This is a genomic window from Faecalibacterium sp. BCRC 81149 (genome assembly GCF_022750605.1).
Classification (GTDB): domain Bacteria; phylum Bacillota; class Clostridia; order Oscillospirales; family Ruminococcaceae; genus Faecalibacterium; species Faecalibacterium duncaniae.
This window is the reverse complement of sequence record NZ_QXJA01000011.1, coordinates 24,279-44,301: the sequence shown is the minus strand read 5'-3', so window position 1 is coordinate 44,301 and position 20,023 is coordinate 24,279. Positions and strand designations below refer to the sequence as shown.

Annotated in this window: 34 protein-coding genes; all 34 read right to left on the bottom strand. The window is 57.7% G+C overall.

The genetic code is table 11. The annotated features are described in order from the left end of the window. Window positions 1–11: 11 nt before the first annotated feature. The 34 genes from D3F01_RS12040 to D3F01_RS11875 all read right to left on the bottom strand — a co-directional run bounded on the left by D3F01_RS12040 (window position 12) and on the right by D3F01_RS11875 (window position 19,809). Entirely contained in the window at window positions 12–968 is a 957-nt protein-coding gene (locus D3F01_RS12040; protein WP_035394747.1) for a DNA-directed RNA polymerase subunit alpha, read from the bottom strand. 110 nt (window positions 969–1,078) lie between these two features. After that, window positions 1,079–1,681, bottom strand: coding sequence for a 30S ribosomal protein S4 (rpsD, locus tag D3F01_RS12035; RefSeq protein ID WP_005934893.1), 603 nt, complete (start codon window positions 1,679–1,681; stop codon window positions 1,079–1,081). Between the two features lie 20 nt (window positions 1,682–1,701). Continuing rightward, a complete protein-coding gene (gene rpsK, locus D3F01_RS12030; protein WP_005934894.1) occupies window positions 1,702–2,112 on the bottom strand; it encodes a 30S ribosomal protein S11 in 411 nt (136 codons plus the stop codon). Window positions 2,113–2,126: 14 nt separating this feature from the next. Next, window positions 2,127–2,498 carry a 30S ribosomal protein S13 gene (gene rpsM, locus D3F01_RS12025; RefSeq protein ID WP_005937976.1) on the bottom strand — a complete coding sequence of 124 codons (372 nt, stop codon included), beginning with the start codon at window positions 2,496–2,498 and terminating at the stop codon, window positions 2,127–2,129. Between the two features lie 81 nt (window positions 2,499–2,579). Then, window positions 2,580–2,693: a 50S ribosomal protein L36 gene (gene rpmJ / locus D3F01_RS12020; protein ID WP_005921832.1), complete on the bottom strand. Its 114-nt coding sequence runs from the start codon at window positions 2,691–2,693 to the stop codon at window positions 2,580–2,582. Window positions 2,694–2,728: 35 nt separating this feature from the next. Continuing rightward, entirely contained in the window at window positions 2,729–2,980 is a 252-nt protein-coding gene (gene infA / locus D3F01_RS12015) for a translation initiation factor IF-1 (RefSeq protein WP_005937979.1), read from the bottom strand. Window positions 2,981–3,363: 383 nt separating this feature from the next. Further along, entirely contained in the window at window positions 3,364–4,155 is a 792-nt protein-coding gene (gene map, locus D3F01_RS12010) for a type I methionyl aminopeptidase (RefSeq protein WP_242888923.1), read from the bottom strand. 2 nt (window positions 4,156–4,157) lie between these two features. Further along, complete coding sequence (locus tag D3F01_RS12005; RefSeq protein ID WP_156076328.1) at window positions 4,158–4,790, bottom strand: adenylate kinase; 633 nt, start codon at window positions 4,788–4,790, stop codon at window positions 4,158–4,160. Window positions 4,791–4,931: 141 nt separating this feature from the next. Next, complete coding sequence (secY, locus tag D3F01_RS12000) at window positions 4,932–6,227, bottom strand: preprotein translocase subunit SecY (protein ID WP_097771299.1); 1,296 nt, start codon at window positions 6,225–6,227, stop codon at window positions 4,932–4,934. A gap of 1 nt (window position 6,228) precedes the next feature. Beyond that, the gene (gene rplO, locus D3F01_RS11995) at window positions 6,229–6,669 is read right to left on the bottom strand and encodes a 50S ribosomal protein L15 (RefSeq protein WP_005934902.1); all 441 of its coding nucleotides are present in this window, start codon (window positions 6,667–6,669) and stop codon (window positions 6,229–6,231) included. 20 nt (window positions 6,670–6,689) lie between these two features. After that, window positions 6,690–6,875 carry a 50S ribosomal protein L30 gene (rpmD, locus tag D3F01_RS11990; RefSeq protein WP_005934904.1) on the bottom strand — a complete coding sequence of 62 codons (186 nt, stop codon included), beginning with the start codon at window positions 6,873–6,875 and terminating at the stop codon, window positions 6,690–6,692. Window positions 6,876–6,889: 14 nt separating this feature from the next. Continuing rightward, window positions 6,890–7,390 carry a 30S ribosomal protein S5 gene (gene rpsE / locus D3F01_RS11985; RefSeq protein ID WP_097771300.1) on the bottom strand — a complete coding sequence of 167 codons (501 nt, stop codon included), beginning with the start codon at window positions 7,388–7,390 and terminating at the stop codon, window positions 6,890–6,892. Window positions 7,391–7,409: 19 nt separating this feature from the next. Then, window positions 7,410–7,769 carry a 50S ribosomal protein L18 gene (gene rplR / locus D3F01_RS11980; protein ID WP_005934906.1) on the bottom strand — a complete coding sequence of 120 codons (360 nt, stop codon included), beginning with the start codon at window positions 7,767–7,769 and terminating at the stop codon, window positions 7,410–7,412. Window positions 7,770–7,787: 18 nt separating this feature from the next. Continuing rightward, window positions 7,788–8,339, bottom strand: coding sequence for a 50S ribosomal protein L6 (rplF, locus tag D3F01_RS11975; protein WP_005934907.1), 552 nt, complete (start codon window positions 8,337–8,339; stop codon window positions 7,788–7,790). 17 nt (window positions 8,340–8,356) lie between these two features. After that, a complete protein-coding gene (gene rpsH / locus D3F01_RS11970) occupies window positions 8,357–8,755 on the bottom strand; it encodes a 30S ribosomal protein S8 (protein WP_005934908.1) in 399 nt (132 codons plus the stop codon). Between the two features lie 109 nt (window positions 8,756–8,864). Beyond that, window positions 8,865–9,050, bottom strand: a complete 186-nt coding sequence (locus D3F01_RS11965) for a type Z 30S ribosomal protein S14 (RefSeq protein WP_005921866.1) — start codon at window positions 9,048–9,050, stop codon at window positions 8,865–8,867. 16 nt (window positions 9,051–9,066) lie between these two features. Continuing rightward, a complete protein-coding gene (rplE, locus tag D3F01_RS11960) occupies window positions 9,067–9,615 on the bottom strand; it encodes a 50S ribosomal protein L5 (protein ID WP_005934909.1) in 549 nt (182 codons plus the stop codon). A gap of 18 nt (window positions 9,616–9,633) precedes the next feature. Continuing rightward, window positions 9,634–9,948: a 50S ribosomal protein L24 gene (gene rplX / locus D3F01_RS11955; RefSeq protein WP_005934911.1), complete on the bottom strand. Its 315-nt coding sequence runs from the start codon at window positions 9,946–9,948 to the stop codon at window positions 9,634–9,636. A 13-nt stretch (window positions 9,949–9,961) separates the two neighbouring features. Then, on the bottom strand, window positions 9,962–10,330 hold the full coding sequence (gene rplN, locus D3F01_RS11950; RefSeq protein ID WP_005921875.1) for a 50S ribosomal protein L14: 369 nt from the start codon (window positions 10,328–10,330) through the stop codon (window positions 9,962–9,964). 43 nt (window positions 10,331–10,373) lie between these two features. Beyond that, window positions 10,374–10,631, bottom strand: a complete 258-nt coding sequence (gene rpsQ, locus D3F01_RS11945) for a 30S ribosomal protein S17 (RefSeq protein WP_005921877.1) — start codon at window positions 10,629–10,631, stop codon at window positions 10,374–10,376. Between the two features lie 12 nt (window positions 10,632–10,643). Then, a complete protein-coding gene (gene rpmC / locus D3F01_RS11940; protein ID WP_005934912.1) occupies window positions 10,644–10,829 on the bottom strand; it encodes a 50S ribosomal protein L29 in 186 nt (61 codons plus the stop codon). Beyond that, the gene (gene rplP / locus D3F01_RS11935) at window positions 10,819–11,259 is read right to left on the bottom strand and encodes a 50S ribosomal protein L16 (protein WP_005934913.1); all 441 of its coding nucleotides are present in this window, start codon (window positions 11,257–11,259) and stop codon (window positions 10,819–10,821) included. Before rplP ends, rpmC begins: the two co-directional genes overlap by 11 nt. Beyond that, on the bottom strand, window positions 11,259–11,963 hold the full coding sequence (rpsC, locus tag D3F01_RS11930) for a 30S ribosomal protein S3 (protein ID WP_005934914.1): 705 nt from the start codon (window positions 11,961–11,963) through the stop codon (window positions 11,259–11,261). Before rpsC ends, rplP begins: the two co-directional genes overlap by 1 nt. A gap of 12 nt (window positions 11,964–11,975) precedes the next feature. Further along, on the bottom strand, window positions 11,976–12,311 hold the full coding sequence (gene rplV, locus D3F01_RS11925) for a 50S ribosomal protein L22 (RefSeq protein WP_005921882.1): 336 nt from the start codon (window positions 12,309–12,311) through the stop codon (window positions 11,976–11,978). Window positions 12,312–12,329: 18 nt separating this feature from the next. Continuing rightward, window positions 12,330–12,596, bottom strand: coding sequence for a 30S ribosomal protein S19 (gene rpsS / locus D3F01_RS11920; protein WP_005934915.1), 267 nt, complete (start codon window positions 12,594–12,596; stop codon window positions 12,330–12,332). Window positions 12,597–12,613: 17 nt separating this feature from the next. Next, entirely contained in the window at window positions 12,614–13,444 is an 831-nt protein-coding gene (gene rplB / locus D3F01_RS11915; RefSeq protein WP_097771302.1) for a 50S ribosomal protein L2, read from the bottom strand. A 78-nt stretch (window positions 13,445–13,522) separates the two neighbouring features. Beyond that, window positions 13,523–13,819, bottom strand: a complete 297-nt coding sequence (gene rplW / locus D3F01_RS11910; protein WP_005934919.1) for a 50S ribosomal protein L23 — start codon at window positions 13,817–13,819, stop codon at window positions 13,523–13,525. Further along, window positions 13,819–14,442: a 50S ribosomal protein L4 gene (gene rplD, locus D3F01_RS11905; protein ID WP_005934920.1), complete on the bottom strand. Its 624-nt coding sequence runs from the start codon at window positions 14,440–14,442 to the stop codon at window positions 13,819–13,821. Before rplD ends, rplW begins: the two co-directional genes overlap by 1 nt. 14 nt (window positions 14,443–14,456) lie before the next feature. Next, window positions 14,457–15,089 (bottom strand): 50S ribosomal protein L3, encoded by a 633-nt coding sequence (rplC, locus tag D3F01_RS11900; protein WP_097771303.1) that lies wholly within the window; start codon window positions 15,087–15,089, stop codon window positions 14,457–14,459. 93 nt (window positions 15,090–15,182) lie between these two features. After that, entirely contained in the window at window positions 15,183–15,494 is a 312-nt protein-coding gene (rpsJ, locus tag D3F01_RS11895; RefSeq protein WP_005934923.1) for a 30S ribosomal protein S10, read from the bottom strand. Between the two features lie 584 nt (window positions 15,495–16,078). After that, entirely contained in the window at window positions 16,079–17,836 is a 1,758-nt protein-coding gene (locus D3F01_RS11890) for an NFACT RNA binding domain-containing protein (RefSeq protein WP_242888921.1), read from the bottom strand. A 126-nt stretch (window positions 17,837–17,962) separates the two neighbouring features. Continuing rightward, on the bottom strand, window positions 17,963–18,739 hold the full coding sequence (locus tag D3F01_RS11885; protein ID WP_242888919.1) for a Nif3-like dinuclear metal center hexameric protein: 777 nt from the start codon (window positions 18,737–18,739) through the stop codon (window positions 17,963–17,965). 143 nt (window positions 18,740–18,882) lie between these two features. After that, entirely contained in the window at window positions 18,883–19,554 is a 672-nt protein-coding gene (locus tag D3F01_RS11880; RefSeq protein WP_242888917.1) for a class I SAM-dependent methyltransferase, read from the bottom strand. Beyond that, complete coding sequence (locus D3F01_RS11875) at window positions 19,555–19,809, bottom strand: DUF1858 domain-containing protein (protein ID WP_242888915.1); 255 nt, start codon at window positions 19,807–19,809, stop codon at window positions 19,555–19,557. Between the last annotated feature and the right edge of the window lie 214 nt (window positions 19,810–20,023).

Genomic DNA, 20,023 nt, shown 5'->3' with positions numbered 1-20,023 from the left:
TATTATTTTAGTTACTCATCGTCTGTGTTCAGCTTGAAGCCCAGGGAGTCCAGCTTTGCCATGACTTCTTCCAGGCTCTTGCGGCCGAGGTTACGGACTTTCATCATCTCGTCCTCGCTCTTGCTGACCAGATCCTCCACCGTGTTGATACCGGCGCGCTTCAGGCAGTTGAAGGAACGGACGCTCAGATCCAGCTCTTCGATGGTCATCTCCAGAGCCTTTTCCTTATCGTCGTTGGTCTTCTCCACCATGATCTCCGTACCGGCAGCCTCATCGGACAGGTTGACGAAGAGGTTCAGGTGCTCGGTCAGCACACGGGCAGCCAGAGAAACGGCTTCCTGTGCATTGATCGTGCCATCCGTCCAAACCTCGATGGTCAGCTTGTCGTAATCGATGGCCTGTCCAACGCGGGTGCTCTCAACGTTATAATTCACCTTGAGCACGGGGGTGTAAATGCTATCGACGGGAAGAGTGTTGATATCGTTCTTCTCGACGATGGCCTGCTTGTTGCGCTCTGCAGGCACATAACCGCGGCCCTTATCGAAGGTGAGCTCCATGACGAGCTTGCCGCCCTCGCCCAGGGTTGCAATGTGCCATTCAGGGTTCAGGATCTCAATATCGTCGCCCTGCTTGATGTTGTCCGCAGTAACCTCACAAGGGCCGACTGCCTCAACACGCACTGTCTTCGGCCCGTCGGTGTACAGCTTTGCAGCAATACCCTTCAGGTTCAGGACAATTTCGGTAACGTCTTCCTTGACGCCCTCAATGGTGGAGAACTCGTGAACCACGCCGTCGATCTTGACGCTGGTCACGGCGACACCGGGCAGAGAGGAAAGAAGCACACGACGCAGGCTGTTGCCCAGTGTGATGCCAAAGCCACGCTCCAGAGGCTCCGCCACGAATCTGCCGTAGCGGCCGTCCGGGGACAGGCTTGCCGTTTCGATTTTGGGACGTTCAATCTCCATCATATCTATGCCCTCCTTGTCAAACCGATGTTGCCATCGGCCCATTATTAAATTCTTTTAAAAAGAATGCGAAAGGTCGCCATCCAGAAGGAAGGCCTCCCCTTCTTAATGGATTACTTGGAGTACAGCTCGACGATGAGGTGCTCTGCAACTTCGTAGTCGATGTCGCTGCGCTCGGGGAGCTTGGTCACAACACCCTTCAGGGTGCCGGCCTCACGGTTCAGCCAGGAAGGCAGAGCCACAACGGGAGCCTCGGGGCCAACGAGCTTTGCGAACTTAGCAGAAGAGCGGCTGGACTCACGGACCTCGATCACGTCACCGGCCTTGACCTGGTAGGAAGGAATGTTGACCTTCTTGCCATTGACGGTGAAGTGAGCGTGGCTCACCAGCTGACGAGCGTCGCGGCGGGTCTGAGCAAAGCCCAGGCGGAACACGACGTTGTCCAGACGGCACTCCATGATCTGGAGCAGGTTCTCACCGGTCTTGCCGGGGCGAGCCTCAGCACGCAGGTAAGCATTGTGGAACTGCTTCTCCAGAACGCCGTAGATAAACTTGACCTTCTGCTTCTCCTTCAGCTGAGATGCGTACTCAGACTGCTTCTTGCGGACATTGCCGTTGGAGTTGCGGGTGGTATTCTTCTTTGCATAGCCCATGACCGCAGGAGAAATGCCCAGGGCCTTGCAACGCTTTGCGATAGGCTGCGTATTCTTTGCCATAATTCAATTTCCTCCTTCGATCAGACACGACGGCGCTTCGGGGGACGGCAGCCGTTGTGGGGGATGGGAGTCACGTCCTTGATCAGGGTGACTTCCAGGCCGGTAGCCTGCAGCGCACGGATAGCGGACTCACGGCCAGCGCCGGGGCCCTTGACGTAGACTTCAACAGTCTTCATGCCATGCTCGATTGCAACCTTGGCTGCGGTCTCGGCAGCAGACTGGGCTGCGAACGGGGTGCTCTTACGGCTGCCACGGAAGTTCAGGGAGCCAGAGGAGCACCAGGACACTGCATTACCCTGCAGGTCGGTGATGGTAACGACAGTATTGTTGAAGGTAGACTGGATATGAGCCTGACCAGCAGCAATGTTCTTGCGCTCTTTCCGCTTCATGCGGACATTTGCGCCCTTCTTGGCGTTATTTGCACTTGCCATTTCTCAAATCCTCCTTACTTCTTCTTGTTAGCGACAGTGCGCTTGGGACCCTTGCAGGTACGTGCATTGGTCTTGGTGCGCTGGCCGCGGCAGGGCAGATTCTTGCGATGGCGGGTGCCACGGAAGGACTGGATCTCAACCAGGCGCTTGATGTCCAGAGCAACGTTGCGGCGCAGGTCGCCCTCAACGATGATGTTAGCCTGATCGATGTAGTCACGGATCTTAGCCTCTTCTTCCAGAGTCAGGTCCTTGACGCGGGTATCGGGGTTGATGCCAGTTGCTTCCAGGATCTTGTTAGCAGTGGTCTGACCGATACCGTAAACGTAGGTGAGACCCACCTGAACGCGCTTCTCGCGGGGCAGGTCAACGCCGGCAATACGTGCCATAGTAGTATCCTCCAAAATCATCCCATGTCAGTGTCGGGGTCTGCGCCGGGACTCTACGCACTTGACCCCCAGGCGCCCGAATTAGCCCTGGCGCTGCTTATGCTTGGGGTTCTGGCAGATGACCATCACGCGGCCTTTGCGGCGGATGACCTTGCACTTTTCGCAGATGGGTTTCACGGAAGGCTTGACCTTCATGATGTTGAACCTCCTTTTGATTGATGCCCTGGCACTTATTTGGAGCGCCAGGTGATGCGGCCCTTTGACAAGTCATAGGGCGACATTTCTACGGTAACCTTGTCCCCGGGCAGGATACGGATGAAATTGGTCCGCAGCTTGCCGGAGATGTGCGCTAAGAGGATGTGCCCGCTGGGAGTGAGCTTCCCGGTGTTCTTATCCTCGCTCAACATTTCCACCTTAAAGATGGCGTTGGGCATGGCTTCACGCACGATGCCTTCGATCTCGATAACGTCTTCTTTAGACAAGCTATTTGCCTCCTCATTGGATCTGCTCAGTTTGCCATGAATTGACGGACAGGCGGCGATAACCGCCACATACTTCTTCTCCTGCGGCACAAAATCCGCAAAGTGGGCAGAAAATCCCTGTCCACCGAGAAAGCATCTGGCTGTCACGGCCATTTATAGATTATACACCTTTTGCAATGGATTTGCAAGTGTTTTTTCCGTATTTCCGATAAAAAATTCTCGCATTTTCAAACCGGCCGTTTCCCCGCCCCGGTTTTGCGCTTCTCCACCGGGAAGATGAAAATTTTTCACCAAAACTTGTCAGAATTGCACAAAGGACGTGCTTTGGATGCAAAAAGACCTCCCGTTTCCGGGAGGCCTTGGGGGATGCTGTACCGGTTTACTTACTTCAGGCAGAAGGTCTCGGGATCAAAATCGAGATCATCCCAGAAGCGGGTCATGATCTCGGTGTGATCCTTCAGGATCGCGTTCGAGTGCTCGAAGTGCGCTGCCAGACCGCCGTCCTTGGTCTTGACCGTCCAGCCGTCCTTGGCCTGGGTGATCTTGCAGTCGTACTGGCAGATCATAGGCTCAATAGCAATGGTCATGCCGGGCACAAGGCGGGGGCCGCGGCCCTGATGGCCGTAGTTGGGTACCTCGGGGTCCTCGTGCAGTTCACGGCCGGTGCCGTGGCCCACGAACTCCCGGACCACGGAGAAGCCTGCGTCCTCGCAGTAGCTCTGCACCGCATAGCCGATATCACCGATGCGGTTGCCGGCCTTTGCCTGCTCGATGCCCTTGTACAGAGCTGCCTTGGTCACATCCAGCAGGCGCTGTGCTTCCAGGTCGATCTTGCCCACCGCATAGGTGCAGGCGTTGTCGCCGTTGAAGCCATCGACCTTTGCACCGGTGTCGATGCTGACGATGTCGCCCGGGCGGATGACGATATCATGCGACGGGATGCCATGGATGATGGTATCATTCAGGCTGATGCAGGCTGTTCCCGGGAAACCGTACAGTCCCTTGAAGTTGGGGGTACCGCCGTGCTTTACGATGAAATCGTAGATCAGCTTATCCAGTTCCCAGGTGGTCATGCCAGCCTCAATGTGCTGGCCGCCGTACTTCAGGGCAGCTGCGCTCAGGGCATTGGCCCTGCGCATTCCGTCCAGTTCTTTCGCATTCTTGATTTGGATCACGATTATGCCTCCAGTGCCTTCATCACTTCAGCGGTCGTCTCCTCGATGGAGGGGCAGAAGGGGATCACGGCCAGCTTGCCGCGCTCACGGTAAAACGCCACCAGCGGCTCAGTCTGCTCGTGGTAAGCCTTCAGGCGATCCAGAACGGTAGCAGGCTGGTCGTCCTTGCGGATGACGGTCTTGCCGCCGCACAGGTCGCACACACCCTCGACCTTGCTCTTCTTGTTGATGATGTGGTAGCTTGCGCCGCACTTCTCGCAGACGCGGCGGCCGCTCATCCGCTCCACGATGACATCGTCCGCCACAGACAGCTCCAGCACCTTGTCGATGCGGATGCCCATGGTCTCGATGGCCTCGGCCTGAGCGATGGTGCGGGGCACGCCGTCCAGGATGAAACCGTTGGCGCAGTCGTCCTGTGCCAGGCGGTCCTTCAGGATGCCGATGATGACCTCATCGGGCACCAGAGCACCAGCGTCCATAAAGCTCTTGGCCTTCAGGCCCATCTCGGTGCCTTCCTTGACAGCAGCGCGCAGGATGTTGCCGGTGCTGATGGAGGGGATGTTCAGCTTTGCGCAGATGATCTCGGCCTGGGTGCCTTTGCCCGCGCCGGGTGCGCCTAACAGGATCAGATTCATAGATATTCTTCCTTTCCTCTATCAAAGGAGCCTTTTTGGGTGTTTGAAGGAACTAACGCCCCTTCAAAGCAAAAAAGCACTGAAAAGTACGAGCATGCTCTCCTTTCCAGTGCTTTCTCACATCAGTGCTTTTGTTTTAGATCAGCCAAGGAAACCCTTGTGGTTGCGCATCGTCATAAAGCTGTCGAGGCTGCGGGTGGTATCAAGTGCCACACCAACCACGATCAGCAGGCTGGTACCGCCCAGCTGGATGCTCATACCGGTCAGGTTGCCCAGAATGATCGGCAGTACAGCCACCGCAGCCAGGAAGATGGCACCCATGAGGGTGATCTTATTCAGGGTGCGGGTCAGGAAATCGCTGGTCGGCTTGCCGGGACGGAAGCCGGGGATCGAGCCGTTGTTGCGGCGCAGATTGTTGGCGATCTCAACGGGGTTGTACTGGATGGCCACATAGAAGTAGTTGAAGGCCAGGATCAGCAGCAGGTAGATCACGATGTAGAGCAGCGACGTGTAGTTGAAGGTATGGAAGAAAGCATACCAGAACGGATGTGCTGCCTGATCGATCTGCAGGAAGCTGCCGATGGTGCCGGGGATCGAAACCATCGCGGAAGCGAAGATGATGGGCATCACGCCGCTCATGTTCAGCTTCAGGGGCAGGTAGCTGTTCTGCCCGCCCATCTGCTTGCGGCCCACCACACGCTTGGCATACTGGATGGTGATGCGGCGCTCAGCGTTGGTCATAACAACGATGAACACGATCACCACCAGTGCCAGAACCAGCAGCAGGGGCAGCAGGATATAGAACCGGGTCTCGCCTGCAGCGGCGCGGGTCAGCAGACCCGTGACGGTGGTGTAGACACCGGACCAGTTGGAAACGATCGAGGAGAAGATCAACAGAGAGATACCGTTGCCGATACCCTTGTCATCGATCTGCTCACCACACCAGGTGATCAGCTGCGCACCTGCGGTAAAGGTGGCAATGATGACAACGGCGGTAAAGATACCGGCCGCGCCGCTGGTGTACTTCAGTGCGCCCATATTGCGGATCACGAAGTAGTAGCCGAGGCTCATCACCAGAGCGATGACACCGCCGACATACCGGGTGATCTGCTGCATCTTCTGCTGGCCGTCGGCTTCCTTCGCCATGTTTTCCAGGGCGGGGATCGCAACGGTGAGCAGCTGCACAATGATGGAAGCGTTGATATAAGGCGTCACACCTAACGCGAAGAGTGTGCACCGAGACAGGGCACCACCGCTCATCATATCGAGATACGAGAGCATATTGCCGTTGGAGAACATCTGGTTCAGTGCAGAACCGGTGATGAACGGAACGGGGATGGCGCTGCCCAGACGATACACCACGAGGATCGCCAGCGTGAACAGGAGACGATTTTTAAGCTCGGGAATCTTCCATGCGTTACGGAATGTCTGGAACACCTTACATCACCTCAGCCTTTCCGCCTGCCTTCTCGATTTTCTCTTTGGCAGAAGCGGAATAGGCTGCGGCCTTGACGGTCAGAGCCTTGGTCAGCTCGCCGTTGCCCAGGACCTTAACACCGTCCAGAGTCTTCTTGACCAGACCCTTTGCCTTCAGAGCCTCGGTGTCAACGACATCGCCAGCGTTGAAAGCTGCTTCCAGGTCAGCCACGTTAACAATGGCGTACTGGGTAGCAAAGATGTTGTTAAAGCCAACCTTCGGCAGGCGGCGTGCCAGAGGCATCTGGCCGCCCTCGAAACCAGCGTGCTTCACGCCGGAACGGGCCTTCTGGCCCTTGCTGCCGAAACCGGCAGTCTTGCCATTGCCGGAGCCAATGCCGCGGCCCTTGCGGGTCACAGCCTTGTTTGCACCGGGAATAGCGTGCAGTTCATGAAGTTTCATTATGCGTATACCCCCTGCTATTAGGCTTCGGTGACGCTGAGCATAAAGCCGATCTTTGCGATCTTGCCCTGCGTAGCGGCATTGTCAGGCTGAACGGTAACGTCGCCCGGCTTCTTCAGGCCCAGGGCCTCAGCGGTAGCGATCTGCTTAGCGCCGCGGCCGATCAGGCTCTTCTTCAGCTCGATCTTGAGCATCTTATCTGCCATGGTTTGTTACCTCCTTAACCCAGAATCTCACTCACGGTCTTGCCGCGCTTCTCAGCGACGGACTCCGCGCTGACCAGGCCGCACAGACCTGCGAAGGTAGCAGAAACAACGTTGATGGGGTTGTTGGAACGCATAGACTTCGCACGGATGTCCTTGATGCCAGCAGCCTCAATGACGGCACGCACAGGGCCGCCGGCGATCATGCCGGTACCGGGTGCAGCCGGCTTGAGCAGAACGGCACCTGCGCCGTACTTGCCGACGATCTCGTGGGGGATGGTGGTGCCCTTCAGGGCAACCTTGTGCATGTTCTTCTTTGCAGCAGCCTCGCCCTTGCGGATTGCCTCAGGCACTTCGCCAGACTTGCCGATGCCATAACCGATGGTGCCCTTGCCGTCGCCCACGACAACCAGAGCGGCAAACTTCATGATGCGGCCGCCCTTGACAGTCTTGGAAACGCGGTTGATGGAGACAACCTTGGTGATCATGCCGTCGTCTTCACGGTTTCTCATAGCCATAATGTGTTTCCTCCTCTCATTACAGCTTCAGGCCGCCCTCACGGGCGCCATCAGCCAGGGCCTTAACACGGCCATGATAAACGTAGCCACCACGGTCGAACACGACCTCGGTGATGCCCTTTTCCAGAGCCTTTGCTGCGACCTTCTTGCCGATCTCAGCTGCGGCCTCGACGTTGCCGCCGAAACCATTGAAGTCCTTGTCCATAGTGGATGCAGACACCAGGGTCACGCCCTGCTCATCATCGATGATCTGAGCGTAAATGTGCTTGGCGGAGCGGAAAACATCCAGACGGGGACGTGCTGCGGTGCCGCTGATCTTGTTGCGAACGCGGCGATGACGACGAAGACGAGCTTCGTTCTTGTCGATCTGCTTAACCATTGTCTTTCACTCCTTACCTTATTTCTTGCCCTTGCCGGCCTTGCCTTCTTTGTGCTTGACAACCTCGCCTGCGTAGCGGATGCCCTTGCCCTTGTAGGGTTCAGGCGGCTTCTTGGCGCGGATCTCGGCGGCGTACTGGCCCACCTTCTGCTTGTCAATACCGGTAACAGAGAAGTGGTTAGGGTCCTGCCACACGATGGTGCAGTCCTCGGTATCGGGGACATTCACCTGGTGGGAGAAGCCCAGGTTCATAACCAGGTTGGAGCCCTGCTTCTGGCAGCGCAGGCCAACGCCCACGATCTCCAGCTTCTTCTCGTAGCCGTTCACAACACCGTTGACCATGTTAGCGATGTTGGTACGGGTCAGGCCGTGCAGGCTGCGGGCCTGGGGATCGTCATTGGGGCGGGTGACCAGAACTTCATTGCCCTCGACCTTAACGGTCATCAGGGGGTGGAAGTTGGAATTCAGGCTGCCCTTGGGGCCCTTGACAGCGACGGTGTGTGCTGCTTCATCAACAGTAACAGTGACGCCGGCAGGAATGACGATGGGTTTTCTTCCAATTCTCGACATTGTCTTTTACCCCTTTCTTACCACACAAAGGCCAGGACCTCGCCGCCAACGTGCGCAGCACGAGCAGCCTTATCGGTCATAATGCCCTTAGAGGTGGAAATGATTGCGGTGCCCAGGCCCTTCATGACCTTCGGCATATCCTCGCAGTTGGTGTAGATGCGCAGGCCGGGCTTGGACACGCGGCGCAGGCCAGCGATAACGGGCTCGCCGTTAGCCTGGTACTTCAGGGTGACAACGATGGTGCCCTGAACGGTGTCGTTCTTCACCTGCATGCCCTTGATGTAGCCCTCGTCAACCAGAATCTGGCAGATAGCCTTCTTCATGTTGGAAGCGGGGATCTCCACAGAAGGGTGTTTGGCAGTGCTAGCGTTGCGGATGCGAGTCAGCAGGTCCGCGATAGGATCAGTAATCTGCATGTGCCACTAACCTCCTTAGATTAGCTCTCATTTGTTTTATAATGATACCGCCCCGAAACATGCTTGCCCCGGGGCGGATATCCGACATTCTATCCAGCCCTCTGGTAAATTACCAGGAAGCCTTCTTCACGCCCGGGATCTCGCCCTTGTAGGCCAGCTCACGGAAGCACACACGGCACACGCCGTACTTGCGCAGCACGGAGTGGGGGCGGCCGCAGATGCGGCAGCGGGTGTATGCACGGGTAGAGAACTTAGCAGGACGAGACTGCTTCAGCTTCATAGACAGTTTAGCCATTGTACCAATCTCCTCCTTAGTTATTCTCGGTAGCGAACGGAGCGCCCAGAGCCTTCAGCAGCTCCTTGCCCTCTTCGTCGGTCTTAGCGGTGGTAACAAAGCAGACATCCATGCCGCGGACTGCATCGACCTTATCAAAGTCGATCTCGGGGAAGATGATCTGCTCCTTGATGCCGCATGCAAAGTTGCCGCGGCCGTCAAAGCCGTTGCCGTTGATGCCGCGGAAGTCGCGGACACGGGGCAGAGCGACGTTGAAGAAACGATCGACAAACTCGTACATACGCTCACCACGCAGGGTGACCTTGCAGCCGATGGGAGTGCCCTGGCGCAGCTTGAAGTTAGCAACGCTCTTCTTGGCACGGCAGACGACTGCCTTCTGGCCAGTGATCTGGCCCAGATCCTTCATAACAGCTTCCAGGATCTTCTCGTTGTCCTTGGCTTCGCCGCAGGCAACGTTGATGACGACCTTGTCCAGCTTGGGGATCTGCATAACGCTCTTGTAACCGAACTTAGAGTTCAGAGCAGGAGCAATTTCATTGACATACTGTTCTTTCAAACGAGCCATTGTTCCTTACTCCTTTCCTTACAGCTCAGCGCCGCACTTCTTGCAGACGCGGACCATCTTACCGTCCTTCTCGACGTGGCCCACGCGCACGGCCTTGCCGCACTTGGGGCAGATGGGCATGACCTTGGATGCGTACATAGCACCCTCAGCCTTCACGATGCCGCCCTGCTCGCCCTGACGACGAGGCTTGACGTGCTTGGTAACCATGTTCTGGCCCTCAACGATGACCTTGTTCTCAGAGGGGCTGACCTGCAGGACCTTACCAGTGTGGCCCTTGTCCTTGCCGCTGATGATCATAACGTTGTCGCCGGTTTTAACATGAAGATTATTCATTTTTAAAACCTCCTTACAGCGATTCCGGAGCCAGGCTCAGGATCTTGGTGTAGCCGGCATCACGCAGCTCGCGAGCAACAGGTCCAAAGATACGGGTACCCTTGGGGTTCTTGTCGGCCATAACGATAACGGCGGCGTTCTCATCAAAACGGATGTAGGAACCGTCGTCGCGGCGCACGCCATGCTTGCTGCGCACGATGACAGCCTTGACAACGTCGCCCTTCTTAACGGAGCCGCCGGGGGCTGCCTTCTTGACAGAGCAGACCACGACGTCACCAATGTTTGCGTATCTCTTGCGGGTGCCGCCCAGCACACGGAAGCACATCAGCTCCTTGGCACCGGTGTTGTCGGCAACTTTGAGATAAGTTTGCATCTGAACCATTTCAGATATCTCCTTTCAAACTGTTCAAAGCAGCGGGCAAAGATTACTTTGCCTTCTCAACGATACGGACCAGGCGCCAGCGCACATCCTTGCTCAGGGGGCGGCACTCCATGATCTCAACACGGTCACCGATACCGCACTCGTTCTGCTCGTCACGAGCCTTGAACTTCACGGTACGCTTCAGGATCTTCTTGTACAGGGGGTGCTGCACGCTATCCTTAACGGCAACCACGATGGTCTTATCCATCTTGTCGGACACGACAACGCCGACGCGGGTCTTTCTCAGATTACGTTCTTCCATCGTTTAACCTCCTTACTGCTTCTCAGCCAGAACGGTCATCACGCGGGCGATGTCCTTCTTGACTGCGTCGATGCGGCCGGGGTTCTCCAGCTGGTTGATGGCATGCTGGAAGCGCAGGTTAAACAGCTCAGCCTTCAGGTCGACCAGCTTGCTGGTCAGCTCTGCGGTCTGCATTTCGCGGAGTTCATTAGCCTTCATTGGTGCCATCCTCCTTCACGGAGTCCTCACGGACTGCAAATTTGCACTTGATGGGCAGCTTGTGCATAGCCAGGCGCAGAGCCTCGCGGGCAGTTGCCTCATCGACATCTGCCAGCTCGAACAGAACGCGGCCGGGCTTAACGACAGCGACCCAGTACTCGGGAGAGCCTTTACCGGAACCCATGCGGGTCTCAGCGGGCTTCTCGGTAACGGGCTTATCGGGGAAGATCTTGATCCACACCTTGCCGCCACGCTTGATGTAACGAGTCATGGCAACACGAGCAGCCTCGATCTGGGTGGAAGAGATCCATGCCGGCTCCAGAGCAACAAGGCCGTACTGGCCCTGGCACACCACGTTGCCGCGGGTAGCCTTGCCGGTCATGCGGCCGCGCTGAACGCGGCGGTACTTAACACGCTTAGGCAGTAACATTACTTGTTGCCTCCTTCCTTCTTCTGAGCGGTCTTAGCGCTCTTCAGGACCTCGCCCTTGTAGACCCACACCTTAACGCCGATGCGGCCGTAGGTGGTAGCAGCCTCAGCAAAGCCGTAGTCGATGTCGGCACGCAGGGTCTGCAGGGGGATGGTGCCCTCGTGATAGCTCTCAGTACGAGCGATATCAGCGCCGCCCAGACGGCCGGAGCACATAGCCTTGATGCCCTTAGCGGGAACGGTGGAACGATCGCGGGGGCTCATAGCATTGCGCATGCACTGCTTCATGGCACGGCGGAAGGTCACACGGTTCTCCAGCTGACGAGCGATGTCCTCAGCAACCAGCTGTGCGTTGGTGGAAGCGCTCTTGACCTCGATGACATTGACGATCACAGTCTTGCCATACTCCTTGGTCAGCTTGTTCTGCAGAGCAACGCGCTCCTCACCGCCCTTGCCGATGACCATGCCCGGCTTAGCGCAGTAGATGTTAACAGTTACGCGAGGAGCGGAAGTGGAAGGATCCACAGTACGCTCGATCTCGATCTTGGGGACACCAGCGTCCTTCAGCTGAGCCTTCAGCTCAGTGCGGATCTTGTGATCCTCGACGAGGTTATCGCTGAAATCCTTCTTGGAGGCAAACCAGCGGCTGTCCCAGTCTTTAATAACGCCGACACGAATGCCGTGCGGATTTACTTTCTGGCCCATTGTTTTCCCTCCTTACTCTTTCTCTTTCAGAACAACGGTCATGTGGCTGGTGCGCTTCAGGATGCGGTAGCCGCGGCCCTGTGCACGAGGCATCATGCGCTTCAGCGTGGGGCCGGGGCACACGTAGCACTCAGCAACGTACAGATTGTTCTTGTCCATATTGAAGTTGTTTTCCGCATTAGCGGCTGCAGACTTCACCAGCTTCAGAAGGGGCTCACAAGCGGCCTTCGGGGTGTACTGCAGGATTGCCAGCGCTTCGTCCAGGGGCTTGTTACGGATCAGGTCCATAACGATAGACACCTTACGGGGACTAATGCGGGCATAACGAAGAATTGCCCGAGCTTCCATGTTGTGTTCCTCCCTCTATTATTTAGAATTACCGGTGTGGCCCTTGAAGGTACGGGTGGGAACGAACTCACCCAGCTTGTGGCCAACCATGTCCTCAGTCACATACACAGGCACATGCTTGCGGCCGTCGTGAACGGCAAAGGTGTGACCAACGAATTCGGGGAAGATCGTGGAGGCGCGGCTCCAGGTCTTGATGACCTGCTTCTTGCCGGAAGCGTTCATTGCTTCAACGTGCTTCAGAAGAGCAGCCTGGACGAAAGGTCCTTTTTTAATGCTTCTACCCATTGTCTTAAACTCCTCTCTTACTTACCTGCACGCTTCACGATGAGCTTATCGGAGCGCTTATGATGCTTGCGAGTCTTGAGACCCAGAGCGGGCTTGCCCCAGGGAGTCATAGGACCGGAGTGACCAACAGGTGCGCGGCCCTCGCCACCGCCGTGGGGGTGGTCGCAGGGGTTCATAACGGTACCACGGCTGCCGGGACGAACGCCCATGTGGCGCTTACGGCCGGCCTTGCCCAGGTTGACGTTCTCGTGGTCGATGTTGGAAACCTGGCCCACAACTGCGGTGCAGTTCACGGGCACGTTGCGCATCTCACCGGAGGGCAGACGAACCAGAGCGTAGCCATTCTCCTTAGCCATCAGCTGAGCCATGTTGCCAGCGGAACGAACCAGCTGAGCGCCGCGGCCGGGATACAGCTCGATGTTGTGGATGATGGTACCAACGGGGATGTTCTCGAAGGGCAGGCAGTTGCCGGGCTTGATGTCGGCAGACTTGCTGCTGATGACCACATCGCCCACCTTCAGGCCATCGGGAGCAATGATGTAGCTCTTAACGCCATCGGTGTACTCGACCAGAGCGATGAATGCGCTGCGGTTCGGATCATACTCGAGAGTCTTGACGGTAGCGGGGATATCGGTCTTCTGACGCTTGAAGTCGATGACACGATACTTGGTGCGGTTGCCGCCGCCCTGGTGGCGGACGGTGATACGACCGGTGTTGTTGCGGCCGCTGTGCTTCTTCATGGGCTCCAGCAGGCTGCGCTCGGGAGCGACCTTGCTCAGGACGCTGTAATCCGTGACGGTCATGCCGCGGCGGCCCGGAGTAGTGGGGCCATACTTCTTGATAGCCATTGTGCTATTCTCCTTTGTTTATCTTATGAATTATTATCGGGGTCATATCCCCATAGAGGAACCCTCGGCGGGTTCGGTTTAGACCATGCTGTTGAAGAACTCGATTTCCTTGGAGTCCTTGGTCAGGGTCACGATTGCCTTCTTGGAAGCGGCAGTGTAACCAGCATGCATGCCCTGGCGGCGGAAGCGGCCACGCACGGAAATGGTGTTGACCTTAGCGACCTTAGCGCCGGGGAACAGGGTCTCGACAGCCTGAGCGATCTCGACCTTGGTGGCATCAGTAGCAACCTTGAAGGTGTACTTCTTATCAGCGATGCCAGCCATGGAGTTCTCGGTAATGACCGGCTTCAGGATGATATCATGTGCGGTTTTCATTAGCCAAGCACCTCCTCGAGCTTCTTAGCTGCGTCGACGCTGATGATCAGCTTGTCGGCGTTCAGCACATCGTAGGTGTTCACGCTGCCTGCAAAGGTGGTCTTGACACCGGCAATGTTGCCAGCGCTCTTGACGAACTTTGCATCGACGGTCTCGTTGACCAGCAGGTTCTTCTTGCCGGCGCCAACAGCGTTCAGCATTGCAACCACAGCCTTGGTCTTGTACTCGTCGCAGGTGAACTTATCAACAACGACCATGTTGCCATTGGCAGCCTTGTCAGACAGAACGCTCAGCAGAGCCAGGCGCTTGACCTTGTTGTTGATGTGGTAGTTGTAGCTGCGGGGCTTGGGGCCCAGAGCAACGCCGCCGTGAGTCCACTGGGGAGCACGGATGGAGCCCTGACGAGCGTGGCCGGTGCCCTTCTGACGCCAGGGCTTCTTGCCGCCGCCGGAAACTTCCATGCGGATCTTGGTGTTCTGGGTGCCCTGACGCTGGTTGGCCAGGAAGTTCACCACAGCAATGTGGACAGCCTTCTCGTTCGGGGTGATACCGAACACGGCGTCGGAAAGCTCGATCTCGCTAACGTGCTGACCGTTCATATCGACTACATTAAACTTTGCCATTGTAGCTTTCCTCCTTACGCCTTCACGCTGTTGGCCAGAGTGACGATGGTGCCCTTGGAGCCGGGAACCGCACCCTTGACAGCGATCAGATTGTTCTCGGTGTCAACCTTGACAACGGTCAGGTTCTGCACGGTGACCCGCACAAAGCCCATGTGACCGGGCAGGCGCTTGCCGGGGAACACACGAGAGGGGTTGGAAATAGCGCCCATAGAACCTGCATGACGAGCAACAGGGCCGGTGCCGTGGCTCTCACGCAGACGGTGCTGGCCAAAGCGCTTGATAACGCCCTGGTAGCCCTTGCCCTTGGAAACGCCTGCAACGTCAACCTTGTCGCCTGCTGCGAAGACATCAGCCTTCAGCACGTCGCCAACGTTCATTGCGGAAACATCTTCCAGACGGAACTCGCGCAGGGTCTTCTTGGGGGCAACATTTGCCTTCTTGAAGTGACCTGCAGCTGCCTTGTTGACCTTCTTGGCGGAAACCTCGCCGAAGCCCAGCTGGACAGCCTGGTAACCATCGCTCTCGACGGTCTTCTTCTGCACCACGGTGCAGGGACCAGCCTCGATGACAGTTACGGGAATAACCTTGCCGTTCTCATCGAACAGCTGGGTCATACCGACTTTCTTGCCGATAATGCCTTTAACCATTTTCTTTTCCTCCTGTAAAGGTTATTGGTTGGCGGCGCACGTCACCGCCAACATGACCCCTCGGGAAACGAGGAGCATCGCTTGGATCAGCTGTTACAGCTTGATCTCGATGTCCACGCCAGCGGGGAGCTGGAGGCTCATCAGAGCCTCGACCGTCTTGTTGGACGGCTTCAGAATGTCGATCAGACGCTTATGAGTGCGGCTCTCGAACTGCTCGCGGCTATCCTTGTACTTGTGGGTAGCACGCAGAACGGTAACGATCTCACGATCGGTGGGCAGGGGGATGGGGCCGGACACGCGGGCACCAGTGTGCTTTGCGGTCTCCACGATCTTCTCTGCTGCGGCATCAATCAGCTGAGCATCATAGCTCTGCAGACGGATTCTGATTTTCTCTTTGACTGCCATTGCTTACGCCTCCTGAAAAAATTGATTTTGCCCTAGGCGAGCCGATAAATTGCTCTACACAGTTCCGGGTGTTCCTCGATTTGGCACTAGAAAAACCGGTGAACCGCCTGGCAGTTCTCCCGGAGATATATTAGCAAATCAAATCCGAACATTGGTTCCGCCCGTTTCGCAGGTTGCCCCGCCGAGGGAACGTATTCCATCGCTGTCAGTAATTTTTTCGCCCGGTTCTAAGATCGGACATACTCCGCGGAAATAACCCATCACGACTATTGCCGGATGACAACCTCCCGCATCTACGCATATCGCTGGCCTGCACGACTTGTATCGCACAAGCCCTTTGCAGCCGAGAGATATTTTATCACATCTGCGTGCATTTGGCAAGTGTTTTTTCAAAAAAATCGTATTTTTCTTTTTTATTTTCTCCGCACGGTCTTTTGGCGCATTTTTTGTGCATTTTGCATACCGCGTTCCACGTTTTCGCGTGGAAAACTCCCCCGCCTCTCAGGATGCACCGGAATGGGGCGCTTTATACAAAAAGACCCTCTCCGTCAGGGCCCGCAGGCTTTGACGGAGAGGGTCATTCTTTACTTTTTCTGTTTCAGCTGTTCTTCCAGCCCATCCCGGGGCGTGATGTAGACGGTGGTGTACACCTCATACAGAACCATGCCGGGCTTTGCGCCGTTGGCTTTCCAGATGTTCTTCACCTCGGTGGTGTCTACCGCCACCTTGGCACCGGTCCCGGCCTTGTAGGCGCTGGAATAGATCACGGCCAGCTCGGCGGCCTCCTGCCGGGTGGTGTCCGGGATATCCTCCCCCCGGCTCATCACGACCACATGGCTGCCGGGAGCCTTCTGGACATGGAACCAGAGGTCCTTGCCCCGGGCGGTGTGGAGGGTCAGCTTGTCGTTCTGGGCGTTGTTGCGGCCCACAAGAATTTCAAAGCCGTCGCTGGAGGTAAAGCGCAGGAAGTCGGCAGGCTTCTGACGCTTGTCGCGCTGCTTGTAGTATTTCAGGTAGCCCTGACTCTTGAGCTCGGCCCGGATCTCGTTCAGTGCCGCCTCACCGGCGGCGGTCTCCACCTCGTAGAGCACCGTTTCCAGATAGGCGATCTCCTTTTCCCCCTCTGCCAGCAGGTCTACCAGCATCCGGGCGGCGGTCTGTTTCTTCTTGTAGTTCTTGAAGAAGTTCTGGGCGTTCTGGCTGGGGCTGAACCGCAGGTCCAGCGGGATGGTCACTTCCTTGCCCTCATCGTACCAGTTGGGCACGGTGATGCTCTTCATTCCCTTCTGGGCCAAATAGAGGTTGGCCGAGAGCAGCTCCCCGTAGAGCCGCAGCTTCTCGCTCTTGCCGCTGGCGGCCAGCTCCTCCTGCCGTGCGGCCTGCTTGCGGACCGCACGCTCGTACATGTTGTGCACGGCCTTGTGCAGCTCCTTGCTCTTGGTGCGCAGGCGCTCGGCGCGGTCCTTCTCGGCATAGTAGCCCTCGAGCAGGGCATTGAAGGACGGCCACTCTTTTATAACATAGGTATCGCCGTACTGCATGGGCCGGAAGAAGGTGAACTCCACCGGCTTGCCGTCCGGGGCAGTCACGCTGCAGGGACAGCCGCCGTTGTGGTGGAGCTCCTTCAGCTCGTCGATGGCGGCCATCAGCTTCCGCTTCTGCGCATCGTCCAGCTCGTTGGCCAGCAGGTGTTCCCCGTCGAAGGCGCGCCAGGCGGCTTCCCGGCAGACCACCGGGCCGACACCGGCCACGGTCTTGTTCAGGGCATCGGCCACAGGCAGGTCCCGCTCACAGGCTGCCGCCACGATAGACGCGGCGCTCACCTGCAAAAAGTCAGGGCGGGCCGGTTTGGGCGGAATGGTATAGGGCAGGCCCGGCAGCAGCTGCCGGACATCGCTGTCCTCAAAATCCACCCGCTTGAGGGCATCGATGATCTTGCCGTTCTGCACCAGCACCAGATTGGAGTAGCGGCCCATCAGCTCAGCGCAGAGGATGTTCTGCACCAGGTCCCCCATCTCGTTGGTGCACTGGAAGGTAAAGTACACGATGCGGTCACCCGGCTCCATCTGCACATCCAGCAGTCTGCCGCCGGTCAGATGCTTGCGCATCAGCATACAGAAGGAGGGCGGTGTCTCGGGGTTCTCGAAGCTCTCTTCGGTCAGGCAGACCCGGGCCGAGCCGCTGCGTGCCGAGAGCAGCAGCGCATAGGTCTCGGTGCGGGTGCGCAGGGTCAGCACCAGCTCGTCGCGGGTGGGTTCAAATATTTTTGCGATCTTCGCATCGGTCAGGGTCTGTTTCAGCTCCCCAGCCGTCAGCGCCAGCGTCGCGGCATCAAGTGCCATCTTATAATCACCTGTTTCTCTGATAGAATCTCTTATTCGTTTACGCAAAACGCTCCGGTTTTGCCAAGGGCTCCCCTACTAGGGGAGCTGGCGAGCGTTAGCGAGACTGAGAGGTTTAATTCCTTATTATATATAAGTAAACGGATCTCTGTTCTCTCCGCTCACCCGCACCTCCAGCTCCGGGAACGCAGCGTGCAGACGGTCAGCGATGGCGGCACACACCGGGAACTCGGTGGCGTAGTGCCCCGCCGCCACCAGCGACAGCCCCAGACGCACGGCATCTATGGCCGCGTGGTGGTTGGCCTCGCCGGTCAGCAGACAGTCTGCCCCCACGGCAAGGGCATCCTCGAACATGCTTCCGCCCGCGCCGCTGATGACCGCCAGCCGCTTTACGGTCCTGCCGGTATCTGCAAACTTGACCTGCACTGCGGGGCCGCTCCGGGGCCGGTTGCACCGCCCGCCCAGCACAGCCTGCGCCTTGCGGGCCAGCTCCGGCACCGTGATGGGCTCAACCTCGCCCACCCGGCCGCAGCCATCGGCAAACACTTCCCAGTCCCGCATCCCGAAGATGCCCGCCAGCACCTCGTTCACGCCGCCCTCGGCGGCATCCAGATTGGTGTGCATACAGACGGCAGAGATGCCCTTTTGCACCAGCTGGAAGGATACGTCCCGGGGGGTCAGCTTTTTCAGCGGGCTGAAGATGACCGGGTGGTGGGACACGATGAGTTCGCAGCCCCCGGCCGCAGCTTCCTCCACCACCTCGGGGGTGATGTCCAGCGTCACCAGCACCCGGGACACCCCGCGGCCGCAGTCCACCAGCAGGCCGGGGTTATCCCAGCTCTCTGCCAGTTCCAATGGCGCATAGCGCTGCATCTCAGCGTAAATATCATTGGTTGTAGCCATAAAGCTGTACCTCCAATTTCAGCAGCCTCACCCTCTCCGTCATTGCTGCGCAATGCCACCTCTCCCGAAGGGCGAGGTTTTGACAATCCCCACAAAGTTTCCGGTTTTGCCAAGGGCTCCCCCTTTGGGGGAGCTGGCGAGCGTCAGCGAGTCTGAGAGGGCGAGCCATCTAACAATTTATCGATCTCCTCCGCCAGCTCCGTCCCATCCGGCACGCCCAGCCGGAAACGGGGGAGCTTGGCCTTCTGCCAGGCGGCATATCCTGCACCCTCGGGCCATTCGGCTGTTCTGCCGAACAGGCACTCGGCAAAGGTGGGGGTGTGCACCTCGCCGGTGTACTCGGCAGCCATCACGGCGTACCAGCGGCCCGCCGCCTGCACGGGGCGGTCTGCCGCCAGCGCAAAGCCGTGTTCCCACAGCCAGCGTCGCAGCTCGCTGTGGCGGGTGGCCGGCACCATCACCAGTCGTGGCCCGCCGACCTGCGACACCCACGGGGCCTGTTCGATGATCTCCCAGGTGGTCTGTGCCGAAACGCCCGCCAGCACAATGGTCCCCACCTCGCCCGCAGACAACACAGAAAGACCGTCGCCGAGCCGAAGCTCAACGCGGTCTTTGCATCCTGCATGTTCCAGCGTCTGTTCCGCCTTTGCCAGCGGGCCGGGGCGCAGATCGGCCCCGATGACCCGGGGGTATTTCCCCGAGGCCGCCAGCACCGCTGTCAGCTTGCCGTGGTCACAGCCGATGTCGGCCACCGGCTTGCCCGGCAGCACCAGCTCGGCGGCGGCGGTCAGCCGCGCATCCAGTGTGGGGAGCACTCAGGCCTTCTTGGAAGCCAGATGGGCGTTCAGCTTCTCCAGCAGCTCGTCGCAGTCCACACCGTGGACCTCACAGGCCTCGGCAATGGTCTCGCCGCGGGAAGCGGGGCAGCCCAGGCAGTGCATACCGATCTCCATAAAATAGGGAGCGGTGGTCTGATCCATATCCAGAATATCGCCAATGATGGTCTCGCGGGTCACCTGCATCGTCTTGCTCTCCTCGTTCTTCTTGAGCATATTAAAAATATCAAACATGATGGGATTCCTTTCTGTTGTGGGTGTTTTCGTGGTCAGGAAGACCATTCGTATATACTATACCCTATTACTAGGTATTTTTGCAAGTAGTTGACACAATTTTTAGCGACCTCACCCTCTCCGTCATTGCTTCGGCTTTGACTGAGAGGGTGAGCAACTTCCACACAAAAAGCCCCCGCCATCTTGCGACAGCGGGGGCCAAGCTTCAGATTTT